Source organism: Pseudoalteromonas sp. DL2-H2.2, assembly GCF_021532535.1.
GTDB lineage: Bacteria > Pseudomonadota > Gammaproteobacteria > Enterobacterales > Alteromonadaceae > Pseudoalteromonas > Pseudoalteromonas rubra_A.
Genome location: NZ_JAKGBD010000020.1, coordinates 40,282 through 52,915, shown reverse-complemented (window position 1 = coordinate 52,915; position 12,634 = coordinate 40,282). Strand labels below are relative to the sequence as shown.

Annotated in this window: 4 protein-coding genes; 3 read left to right on the top strand and 1 reads right to left on the bottom strand. The window is 55.8% G+C overall.

What is annotated here, in order from left to right:
* The first annotated feature begins 1 nt into the window (after window position 1).
* Genes L1285_RS21975 through L1285_RS21965 form a run of 3 tightly spaced genes read left to right on the top strand, consistent with a single transcriptional unit; the run spans window position 2 to window position 11,801 of the window.
* Window positions 2–6,388: a non-ribosomal peptide synthetase gene (locus L1285_RS21975; protein ID WP_235414346.1), complete on the top strand. Its 6,387-nt coding sequence runs from the start codon at window positions 2–4 to the stop codon at window positions 6,386–6,388.
* Window positions 6,389–6,399: 11 nt separating this feature from the next.
* Window positions 6,400–10,521, top strand: a complete 4,122-nt coding sequence (locus L1285_RS21970) for a non-ribosomal peptide synthetase (RefSeq protein ID WP_235414345.1) — start codon at window positions 6,400–6,402, stop codon at window positions 10,519–10,521.
* Entirely contained in the window at window positions 10,518–11,801 is a 1,284-nt protein-coding gene (locus tag L1285_RS21965; RefSeq protein WP_235414344.1) for an MFS transporter, read from the top strand. Before L1285_RS21970 ends, L1285_RS21965 begins: the two co-directional genes overlap by 4 nt.
* Here L1285_RS21965 and L1285_RS21960 read toward each other — a convergent pair.
* Entirely contained in the window at window positions 11,791–12,456 is a 666-nt protein-coding gene (locus L1285_RS21960) for a fumarylacetoacetate hydrolase family protein (RefSeq protein ID WP_235414343.1), read from the bottom strand. The two genes, L1285_RS21965 and L1285_RS21960, sit on opposite strands and share 11 nt — an antisense overlap.
* Window positions 12,457–12,634: the final 178 nt, after the last annotated feature.

Genomic DNA, 12,634 nt, shown 5'->3' with positions numbered 1-12,634 from the left:
TATGTTATCTTTTGTTCAAAAACTACACACACAGGGCCTGCGGGTCTGGCTGGGTGACAACAATTCGCTGGCACTGGGATATGAGGAAACCGTCGCAGCCGAATTGATTGCCGAGCTAAAAGCCAACAAGCCTGCCTTGCTGGCTTTGCTTAAAGAGCATCAGATACACTCAGAGCAGGCCTTTTTAAACTGGTCTGTGTTGCAGCTTTCTTTATTGTCTAATGCTCAGGCACGACTGTTGTTTGTCGACCGCTTACAGCCACAGCGCTGTGCCTATCATATTCCGATGCTGGTCGAGCACCAGCAAGCGGACATAGTTGCCAAACTGGACAAGGCCATTCAGGCACTGACGGTGCGCCACCCGATCTTAAACAGCCAGATTGTGGAGCACGACGATCAGCTCTTTTGTCAGCCCCGCAGTAGCGCACTGATTTCAGTACAAACACGGTGCGGCGACCTTGAGCAACTGAAAGCACAGGTTCAAACGCAAGTGCTGACACCGTTTGATTTAAGCCAGGATGCGCCGCTGCGAGTGGTGCATTATCACTGTGCCTCGAGCACTTACACGCTGTTTTTATGGCATCACATTGCCTTTGATGGCTGGTCTATGCAGTTGTTTTTCAAAGAGCTCAGTCAGCTAATGGCCGACCCTTCATGGGCGCAGCAACAGCCATCGCCTTTGTCCTACTTTGACTACGCAAGCTGGCACCTGACACTGGATCAGCAACAGGCGCATGATTACTGGCAGACACAATTAAAAGATGCGCTGCCAACCCGGCTACCCAAAACGCTGGACGCGCCTTTAAATGAGCCGCTCACCCGTGGCAGTAATCTGTATTTTACTCTGCCCGACACACTCAGCACCCAGCTTCGTCAGCTGGCAAGCTCCCTCAGTGCCACGCCATTCAGTGTCCTGCTCAGTGCCTACTATTATACGCTGATGCTCTTTACCAATCAGAACGATATCCTGCTGGGAGTGCCATCAGACAACCGGGATCACCCGCAAACCCAGGACATTATGGGCTTTTTTGTCAATACCCTGGCACTGCGGGCAGAGCTTGATAAACAAGCCAGCTTTGCGCAACTGGTCACTCAGGTGAAAGACACCCTGCATCAGGCCAAACGCCATCAGGATCTGCCATTTGATGAGGTGGTTCAATACTTTACACAGGGCGACCGTGAGCAAAGCGCACTGCAGATCATGTTCAGTGTGCAAAAACTGGCCAGCCAGCTGGACCCGGCGTTGTCACTGCCCTTTTCAGTCAGCCCATTGCTCAGTGATGATGAGCTGTATCAGCCCATTAAAGTAGACCTGTTGCTGGCACTGGATGACAGTGAAGCGACTATCTCAGGTCAGATTGATTACAACCCAAACCGCTTCAGCCAGGCTTATATTGAGGCATTTCGTCAGACCTTTATCCACCTGCTTGAGTGCAGTGTTGCCGCGCCCCACCAGCCGCTGCAATCGCACACGTATGTGCCGCCGGGTCAATGTCTGAGCGAACCGCAGACACAAGACAAACCTGCCTATGACAACCTCTATGCACGCTTTGTTGCCCAGGCCAAGCAAACCCCTCAGGCCAGTGCCCTGATCTACCAGGAGCAGGAGGTAAGTTATCGCACCCTGGCCCGGGAAGTGAAAACGCTTGCAAGCCATATACGCGCACAGATAGCACAGCATGACGACCCTAAGGTCGCTTTGATGTTTGTTCGTGGACCACAGATGGTCACCGCGATTCTGGCCACCTTAGCCGCAGGCGCGGCTTATGTGCCTCTGAGCCCAACTCAGGCCAGCAGCCGTAACCAGTTTATTCTTAATGATTCGGGGGCGGCACTGCTACTGACCCAATCTCAGCTGACGGCACAGGCGCAACAACTGGCCCAGTGTGATGCCACCCCGGTACTGACAACCGAGGCCTTGCTGTCAGATCCTGCGGAATATGAATTAACGCAGGGCGATGCCGGGCAACTTGCCTACGTTATTTATACCTCGGGCAGTACCGGCCAGCCTAAGGGCGTGATGGTCGAGCATGGTCATGTTGATGCGCTGGTACGCAGCACCAGCGAGGTCTATCAATTTGCCAGCGATGAGCGGACCTACTGGTTAACGCCCTACTTTTTTGATGCCTCAGTCGAGCCGCTGTTTATGACTTTACTCAATGGTGCCTGCCTGGTCATTCCCTGCGAGCGAACTTGCAACGACCCGCTGGCCATGCGAGAGGAAATTCTCGACAGGGCCGTCACCCACCTGGTGGCCTCACCATCGCATTTACAAGCGATTGGACACTGCGGCAAAGCCAGCGCCATCCGGCGGGTGGTGTTCGGTGGTGAATCCTGTAGCCAAAGCCTGGTCGATACCTGGCAACAGCGCCTGTTCAGTGAATATGGCCCTACCGAAGCTACGGTCACGGCCACAGTGCACAGGCAGTTTGCTCAGCAGCAAAACCTCAAGGCCATTGGTCAACCTTTGCGCCATGTCACCATCGACATCGTCGACGACGCACTCGCTTCTCTGCCGGTCGGTTGCCCCGGTGAGATCCTGATCTCAGGCCACAGTGTTGCCCGTGGCTATCTCAATCTGCCAGAGCAAACTGAAGCTCGTTTTATTACCACAGCGCGCGGGCGCGCCTATCGCACCGGCGATATGGCCCGTCGACTGCCCTGCGGTAACCTGGAATTTATGGGCCGCAATGATGCGCAGGTTAAACTTCGTGGCTATCGTATTGAGCTCAATGAAATCGAAGTGGTGCTGCTTAAGCACCCGGATATTGAGCAGGCCTGTGTGAAAGTGCAAACCCTGGCACAAGGGCCTGCGCTGGTTGCTTACCTCGGCACCACCAGCATGCTAACGCTCGATGAGTTACTGCCCTGGCTGAACGAACGACTGCCGGATTACATGCATCCGGCAGCACTGCAATGCAGCGCGACTTTGCCCTTACTGCCTTCGGGTAAGGTTGACGCCCGTGCACTCGCGCCGCTGGATATCAGCGTCAGCACTACCTATGTCGCCCCGCAAAGCGCACTGGAAAAAGATCTCTGCGCCCTGTGGGCCGAACACCTCGGGGTTGAGCAGGTGGGTATGCAGGACAGCTTTTTTGCGCTGGGCGGAAACTCGCTAAGCGCCATGACCCTGGTGGCTAAAATGCAGCGTACTCTGGCGCTGCCTGTCACGCTCAAAGCGTTGCTGAGCCACAAGACACCGGCTGCTATTCTGGCTAATCTGGATACCCAGCACCGCATCGAGCCCATTCCCGTGCTCGCCGATCCTACTCAACCTGTGGCAGTCACTCCGCAGCAGCAAGCTATGTTACTGAGTGAACGCCTTGCCACCACTGCGGGAGCCTATCATATTCCTCTGATGCTGAGCTGCGAGTCGCTGGCACAGCAGCAGGCGCTGATGGAAGGGGTGCAGCAAGTGATCAGCCGTCACCAGATATTACAACAGGGCTACGATCAGGATGAGCAGGGACACTGGTTTATCAGTCAGACGCGCTACCCGGTACCCTGTCAGGTGTTGGCGTTACAGAGCCATAATGACAGTGCCTTGCAGGAATTTGTCAATGCGCCATTTACATTAGACACGTCAGCGCCGGTGCGAGTGGCGCAATTGCGTGTAGGCCCGCTGCCCAGCTACAGATTGTTACTGGTGTTTCACCATGTGGCCTTTGACGGCTGGTCGGTCGAGCGCTTTATTCGTGAATTGGATCAACAAATGGCCGGTCAGGTACTTACCCCGCCCGCACTGACTTACCGGGACTATGCCCACTGGCGCAGCACCCTGGACGAGCAGGCAGAGCTGGATTACTGGCAACAGGCGTTTGCCGGTATTGACTTGACCCCATGGGAGAGCGACTTTAGCCGCAGCGCCAGTTATGATCCCCAGGGCAAGGCACTGAGCTTTACCCTGCCCGACGCACTGACCCGCTCGTTGCGTGCGCTGGCACAGCAACAGGGAGTCAGCCTTTATGCAACCCTGCTCAGCAGCTTTGTGCTCGCCGCCTGTTTCTGGGCCGATCGGGATGACATTGTCATTGGCACACCGAGCGACAACCGCGCCCATCCGGACAGTCACGAACTGATGGGATATTTTGTCAATACCCTGGCACTGCCGCTGCGCCTGGACAGCACACTCAGTTTTACGGCATTAATGAAACAGGTGCAGACTCAGGTTCACGATGCAAAAAGCCATCAGGGCACCTCTGTGGATGTGCTGGCAGATGCGCTCAACGTTGAGCGGCAAAGTGGCCTGTCGCCGCTGTTTCAGCTGTTTTTCACACTGGATCAGTTTAACCCGCTGACTCAGGCATTTAACGGTTTTGAGGTGATCCCGGAGAACCCGCAAGATTACGCCTATACGCCGGCCAAATTTGAGTGGAATATGGTGTTTAAGGACGACGGCAGCCAGCTGCAAGGCCAGTTTACCTATGCCACAACCCGTTATGATGCAACACGCTGTGAGCAGTTTCTGGCATTTTATCAGGTGCTACTAAACAACCTGATGGCGGCCCCGGAGCAGCCGGTACGCGACTGCCCGCTGCTCAGCCACGCGCAATTTCAAACCCTGGTGACACACCAGGCACAGCAAAGTAATGATCCACACACAAACTGGTTAGCCTGTTTTGCACAAGCCTGCGAGCGTGCGCCGCACAACATTGCCTTGTCGTTTGAAGATCAGCAAATCAGCTATGGCGAGCTGGATAGCTTATCATCACAACTGGCTGCCACACTGCATCAGCATCTTGGCGCGCCGGGAGCTGAACCCGCCCGCGTCGCACTGCACTTTCACAAAGGCTGTGACATGATCGTTGCCATGCTGGCCACGCTCAAAGCCGGTGCCGCCTTCGTTGCGCTGTCGCCCAACCACCCGCAGGCACGCCGTGAAACCCTGTTGCAACAGGCGCAGTGTGCACTACTGCTCAGTGATGATGCGTTAAGCTGGTCAACGGTGCCCACCTTGCTGTATCACTGGCGAGACTGGCCAGAGACACAGACCGAACTTAATGATATTAACTTTAACCACAGCCCAGACCGCCTCGCCTATCTGATCTATACCTCCGGCACTACAGGCACCCCCAAAGGGGCCATGCTCAGCCACCGCGGCCTTATCAACCTCTCAGCACACATGATGCACAGCCACCGCTTAATTGGTCAGTCACGTCAGGTGGTTGCCAGCCAGTATGCCGAATATGTCTTCGATGCCTCCATCATCGAGATTTTCCCGGCACTGGCTGCGGGTGCGCGACTGGAGATCATTCCTGAGCCCATACGTCGCGATGTACCCAGGCTGTGTGAGTTCTTGCGTCGCCAGCACGTAGATGTGGCCTTTGTGCCTACCGTGCTGGTCAATCAGTTTGCGGACCTGCTGGCAGAGTGCCAGCTGGATGTGTTGTTTGTCGGTGGCGCGCCGCTCAATCCGGTACATCAGCGCCTGGCAAACACCTTTTACAACGAATATGGACTGAGTGAAACCAGCGTGTGTGTGACTCAGGCTGAGGTTACGCCCCAGCAGGCAGTCACCATAGGGCGCGCCATTCGCAATACCCGTCTGTATGTGCTGGATAAATATCAGCGACCTGTGCCACCGGGCGGCTGTGGTGAACTACACAGCGCAGGCTGCAGTACCGGGCTGGGATACTGGCAAAATGCCGACAAAACGGCGGCCCATTTTATCACCCTGACAATGCACCATGGTGCGCAACAATTGCATGAGCAGGTCTACCGCACCGGCGATTTAGTGCGCCGGGTTGATGCGGACACCCTGCAGTTTGTGGCTCGAACCGATCAGCAGCTGGAGATCAATGGCTACCGCATTGAGCCGGGTGAGATCGAGGCAAAATTATTGACCCATCCGGACGTCGGCCAGACCGTGGTCTGTCAGGTTCAGGGGCATGCGCAGCAGCTTATCGCCTACTGTGTGTTAAACCAAAGCGCCACCGCCCCTGTGGCAGACTCGCATTCTCGTGCCCTGCTCAACTGGCTGAACGCCCAGCTGCCACCTTATATGCGACCAAAACATTTGTTGTTTGTGTCTCATTTCCCGCTGACCTTAAACGGCAAGCTGGATCTTAAGCAGTTGCCGCAGCCCGAGCTGGATCAGCTTAAAGTTGAGCAGCGCGCCCCGCAAACGCAAACCGAACAAACCGTGCTCGAACTTTGCCAGCGCCTGCTGGGCGTGTCTGAGCTGAATATCAATCATGACTTTTTCGAGCTGGGCGGTTCTTCCGTACAGGCTGCGCGGCTAATCGCCGAGTGTGAAAAAGCCTTTGTGGTCAATATTGAACTGGCCACCTTACTGACTCATCCGGTGCTGGCCGAGTTTGCCGCCGCCGTTGATCGGCTGCTGGCGGAACAAGCCATCCCCGACGCCGAATTTGAAATGGAATTATAATGAGGTTCTCCATGCACCAGTTAATGTATACCCTAAAAGCCCAGCAGATCAGTGTCTGGCATGATCAGGGCAAGCTGAAGCTTGCCAGCCAGAGCGATGTTAGCCAGTCAGACATAGTGGCAACGATCCGGGCACATAAAACCCAGCTGCTGGATTATTTGCAGCGCCATCACATCAACAGCCGCCTGTGCTTTGAACAAACTCAGATTTTTGCCAGCGAAAGTGATGCCGCACCGCTGACACTGGGCCAGACACAAATGCTGTTTTCTCAGCAGGTCAGCAGGCAGACCCATACTTATCACATTCCCTGTCTGCTCAAGCTCAGTGCTGAGTGCGACATGGCTAAAATGGAGCAGGCGTTGCAGCGCTTGTGTCAGCGGCACAGTGCGCTGGACACCTGCTTTACCAGCAACGCACAAGGTCAGATGCAACAGCAGCGTTGCACAACGCCCTTTACGCTGACGCACCTGCATTGCGATGAGGCAGAACTGGCGCCAACATGCCAGCAGCTGTTTACCCAGCCTTTTGCACTGCATGAAGCGCGCCCGTTTCGTGCCACCTGGATAAGCACGCAGTCGCACCAGTACCTTTATCTGGTGTGGCATCACATTGCCTTTGACGGCTGGTCGCTGGGGGTCTTTTTAGCGCAGCTGCAAGCCAGTTACCAGCAAACGCCGCTGGCAGACACCTTGCAGTTTAATGACTACGCACACTGGCAGGCACAGCGCCTCAGTGCGCAGCGCATTGCCACGCTAAAAGACTATTGGCAAACACAACTGGACAGCCACAGCGCCCTGCATCTGCCCTGTGCCAACGCAAGACCCAAAGTCTTTGACCACAGTGGGAAAAATATCACACTGACTCTGCCTGAGGGCAGTGACGGGCAACTCCAGGCACTGGCAAAACGCCACAAGATCAGCACCAACACGCTCGGTCTGGCGGCCTGGTTTCACACTTTGTGTTTATACAGTGGCCAGCAGGACCTGATCATCGGTCTACCCAGCGATAACCGTCCCAACCAGGCCTGTCAGCAGATCCTTGGCTATTTTGTCAATTCACTGCCGATCCGATTACAGGCTGAGCTGAACCTGTGTGTGAGCGACTGGCTGGCGCTGGTGCAGGGTCAGGTCAATGAAGCCAAAGCCCATCAGGACTTGCCTTTTGAAGAAATCAAATCGGCGCTGGCGGTGACCATGGACACCAGCCGCCACCCGATATTCCAGACCATGTTCACCTCCAGTCAGTTTCAACAAGGCAGTGCGCAAACGCTGTGGCAACAACACCACACAACAACGGATGCCGATGTGACCGCTAAGTTTGACCTGACCATGCACCTGGAATTGGCTCCCGGACAGGCGCAAGTGAACCTCAACTACGCCAGCGCGCTGTACAGTGAGGCACATGCCCAGCGTATCGCCACCTTATATACCCGGATATTAGTGGCTTACGCAGACAGCCAGACAAGCCAGCAGACGCCACTGTTTAACCTGCCGCTTCTCAGTGAGGCCGACCTCGCGGAGCAACAGCAGCTGAGCGGCCTGTCACAGGCTTTTCCGGCACCGTACACCATCACCGAGCGCTTTGCTGACATGGCATCGCGCTTTGCGCAGCGCCCTGCGCTGGTCACGGCTGAACGACAGTGGACCTATCAGCAGCTGGATCAGGAAGCCAATCGTCTGGCTGCGCAGATCCAGGCCTTTGCACCCCAGGCTCGGGTCGTCGCCCTGCATATGCCGGGCGATGCCGCTTTGGTCATCGCCATGCTGGCCACGCTCAAGGCCGGGGCTGCTTACACCACCTTGCCCTGTAAGGACCCGTTGCCACGGCGCGCCTATCAGCTGGAAGACAGCCAGGCCGAACTGCTGCTCACCCAGGGCACCCAGGTTGAAGAGGCAGAGCTGTTGGCCGACGCAGCCCAGCTGCCGTTACTGAATGTCGACGACATCATTGGCAATACCTCACTCAGCACGCAACCGGTGCACAGTGAAATCACGCCTCACAGCCTGGCGAATATCATTTATACCTCGGGCACCACGGGGCAGCCCAAAGGCGTGATGGTCAGTCACTATGGCTGTACTTCTTTAACCCTAGATAACACTTATATTAGCGTCTCGCCTCAGTCGCGCTTTATGCAACTGGCAAACCCGGCGTTTGATGCCACCACCTTTGAGGTATGGATGCCGCTGCTTAATGGTGCAAGCCTCTACTGTGGTTATAACGACCTGCTAAGCCAGGTAGCCGAGTTTAAAGCGCTGCTGAATGAGCAAGGCATCACCACGCTGTGGCTGACCCGGGCATTATTCGACACGCTGTATCAGCAAGACCCCACGCTGTTTGCCTCGCTGGAACATCTCCTGGTGGGCGGTGAAGCCCTGACCTGTGAGCTGGTCAATCAGCTGCTCAGCTCGGCTTATGCACCGGCACATTTTATCAACGGCTATGGCCCAACCGAGTGCACCACCTTTACGACCTGTTATGAGCTCAGCGAAGCACATGCTCAGATCCCAATTGGGGCACCCATCGCCGGGCGCGCTACGGTGGTGCTGGGCCAACAGGGCCAACTGCTGCCGCCTGGCTGCCCCGGCGAGCTATACATCACCGGAGCCGGTCTGGCCCAGGGCTATCTCAACCGCGAGGCACTGAGTGAAGAAAAGTTTGTTACCCTGAGCCTGTTTGATAAGGCCCAGCGTTACTATCTCAGTGGCGATCTGGTGTACTGGCAAGCAGACGGCACGCTGGCCTACCTGGGCCGCAATGATGAGCAGGTCAAGATCCGTGGCCACCGCGTGGAGCTGGGCGAAATCGAGCAGCAACTCAATGTGCTGCCTCAGATCAGTAACTGCGCCGTGGTGGTGCGCCAGCATCAGGGCCACAGTCAGCTCGATGCCTATGTGGTGCTTGCCCAGCAGCAGGATACCGCGGCGCAGCTTGCTGTGATCCGGGACACACTAAACCAGCGTCTGCCGGGCTATATGCAGCCGCATACCCTCAGTGCCATTGAACAACTGCCACTGACCGCCAATGGCAAGCTGGATAAGCGTCGCCTGCCGGCGCCACAGCAAGTTGCAGACACAGTGATTGCGCCCGGTACGGCGACAGAGAAGAAACTGCTGCTCCTTTGGCAATCCCTGCTGGGCTTAGACAGCATGTGTGTGACTCAGCCAGTGATGCACTATGGTGCCGACTCCATCCGGCTGCTGCACTTTTGCAGCGCGGCCAGTAAAGAAGGCTGGCAGCTGACCCCCAAACTGGTGATAGAGCACAACACCATACGTGCCCAGGCCCTGCTGCTGGATCAACAAAACCGCGATCTGTTTAACGGTATGAATGATGATGAAGCACTGCAGGCTGTACTACAGCTGTCACACTTTGAGCCCGGCTTGATCCGTCCGGCCACGGTATCCGATGCCGCGGTGCTCCACCTGTTCCCGGCCGCCGCCAGTGCCGACAGCTTTAATCCATTGATTGCCAGATTAAATGAGCACTTCGCAGTGCACGCGCTGGAGAATGTGAAAATCTTCACCGGTCGTCACCTCAACCAGCTGAGCCTGATACGGTATTATGCCGAGCGGATCATCGCGCACCAAAGCGAAGGGCCTTACTATCTGGGTGGCTTCTGTGAAGGCGCAGCTCTGAGTCTGGAAGTGGCCAGGCACCTGGAATCTCTGGGCCATGAAGTGGCGCATAGCTTCCTGATTGACCCCATCATTCCGCAACTGAGCGCAACCCAGCTGGCCGAGGCAGAGCAATGTGTTCAGAACAGCGATCCAGGTCTGGAAACCTGGCCGGTGGGACGCGCCTTTGTCGACTTTGTGCGTCACTTCCACACCGCCGATCCTTACCCTTATTCGGTGAGCTTTTTTACAGCCGACAGGGTGAATGATGACGCCATGCCCACCCAGGTGCTGGGGCTGTTCGAGCCGGTGTTTGATGTACCTACTGTGTATAAGGCCACCTTTGCACTGCCCGATAACGGCTTTGCGTCATTGCTGCCACAGGCCGAGTATATCCGGCTGCACAGCGCCCATGATGAAATTATGACCGATGAACAGGACCTGCATTGCATTGCCACGCGCATCAATCAGGTTTTGGCCTCGGCCCATCCCCACCTTGTTCAGGAGCGACGCGCATGAACAAACAACAACTGTGTAAGCGCTACGGCATACACCTTGGCCTGACCATGTTTGCGGCTATGCTGCTGCTGCCTATTCTGACCCCTTATCTGCTTGCCCAGGGATTTGTGGTCAGCCAGATTGCCATTGCCATGGTGATCATGAGCGCCGTGATCATTGTCAGTGAAGTGCCAAGCGGGGCCCTTGCCGACCATTTCGGTCGTCGCCGGTTGTTTTGCTGCTCGCTGATCTTTGCCCTGCTGACCAACTTGCTGCTGCTGGTAGCCACCGATTTTATCACTTTGCTGATCGCGGTCAGCTGCTGGGGACTGAATCAGGCCACCCTGAGTGGCACGCTCAACGCCTGGTTTGTGGAGCGCTTTAAAGAAGCCGAGGGTGAGCAAACCCTGAATCAGGGGTTTGCATCGGCCTACGGACTGGCCTATGGTATTGGCGCATCTTCTGCGGTGCTCTCTGCTTTGTTTCTGGCCTTTGGCAATCAGTTGGGGCTTTCGACCTTACAGATGTATCAGCTGATCTTTATCGTTTCCAGTATCGGGTTTGTTTTGCTGCTGCCGCTGACATTTCATTGGGTAAAAGAAGTGAAGACCCCTTCTGAGCACAGCTTTAAACAGGCACTGAATCATCATGTTGGCACCACCATCAAAACAGTGCGTCAGCCCGCGCTGGCGAAGCTGCTGATTGCATTGGTGATAGTCATTCCAGTCAGCGCCAGTATCGAAAAGTTCTGGCCTATCTTTGTGCACCAGCTGGAGCAGGTGGACATGGATGCGGTGGCCTGGTTATTCCCGGCGGTGATGGCGGCGACCTTTGCCCTCAACGGGGTGGCGGCGGTCCTCAGCGCGAAGCTGTGTACACTGCTCAATCAAAAGCTTGGACAAGCCATGGCCGTTGCCCACCTGCTTAAGCTGGTTGCCTTAGTGGCGATGGCGCTGGCACCGGGCCTGAGCTGGTTTGTGGCAGCGTTACTGCTGTTCTTCCTGTGCTTTGGCCTGACCCAGCCTGCACAGTTACAGTTGCAGCATCAGCTATGCGACAACAGTGTGCGGGCCACCATAGAATCCCTTGGATCCTTGACTACCCGGATGGGAGGGATGCTGGGTGCCGCGCTGACAGGCGCTTTACTCAATCTGGTGTCTCTGCCGGTCAGCTGGTTGCTGCTTGGTGCCCTGTCGCTGCTGGGCATAGTGCTGTTGTTCAGCCCATCGCTCAACCAGCCAGAGCAGCCAGAAGACAAAGAAACCACGGCCGAGGCGGCGCCGACAGACGTCAGCGTCTGACGGTCACGCTTGTAGTATAACGGGGGGCATCCTGGAGCTGTAGCGTCAGGGTGTCGCCCTCATTGAGTGCACCAACGCCCTGCGGGGTCCCCGTCATAACGATGTCGCCCGGATGCAGGGTGAAATAACGGCTGATCTCGCTCAGCAAAGTGGCCAGCGAAAAAATCATCAGGCTGCTGTCGCCGTGCTGTTTAAGGACGTCATTTTGCCAGAATCGATAGTGCAACTCGGTGCTTTCATCGAGACCCTGAACGGGTGTGAAAGGAGTCAGTGCACAGCTTTGATCAAACGCCTTCGCACATTCCCAGGGATGACCCTGTTGCTTCAGTTTAGTTTGTAAGTCCCTGAGTGTCAGATCCAGCCCGGTTGCAATACCGCAAATGTGTTGCAGCGGCGCGCGGGTATTGCTGTCTATGGTTTCCCCCACCAGCAGCACCAGTTCAGCTTCATAATGGTGCTCGCCCAGTGCGGTATTAAGCGCCAGTGGCGACTGAAAATCGCAAAATGCCGAAGCTGGTTTAATAAAAAGCAGCGGGCTGTCCGGTATCGGATTGTTTAGCTCTTTGGCATGTGCCACATAGTTGCGACCCACACACACGGCCTTACCGACCCCCAGAGCAACGGCGTCGCCCGATTCCCATAGATGCTGATACATAAAGATCTCCGTTCAGAAATGGGTGAGCAGTATAACGGATCAGCGTATTAACTCAGAGCCCGGTGCCCTGATGTTGGATATAACCAATATGAATAACAGTCGTCTTTTTGCTCTAGCGGACAAAGGTAAAGTTAAATTGCCGCAGCTTCTGCGTTTGCTTTACATTGTCAATGCGGCC

Coding starts and splice junctions, on each gene's coding strand:
- L1285_RS21970 (WP_235414345.1), top strand. CDS start 6,400: ATGCACCAGTTAATGTATACCCTAAAAGCCCAGCAGATCAGTGTCTGG.
- L1285_RS21975 (WP_235414346.1), top strand. CDS start 2: ATGTTATCTTTTGTTCAAAAACTACACACACAGGGCCTGCGGGTCTGG.
- L1285_RS21965 (WP_235414344.1), top strand. CDS start 10,518: ATGAACAAACAACAACTGTGTAAGCGCTACGGCATACACCTTGGCCTG.
- L1285_RS21960 (WP_235414343.1), bottom strand. CDS start 12,456: ATGTATCAGCATCTATGGGAATCGGGCGACGCCGTTGCTCTGGGGGTC.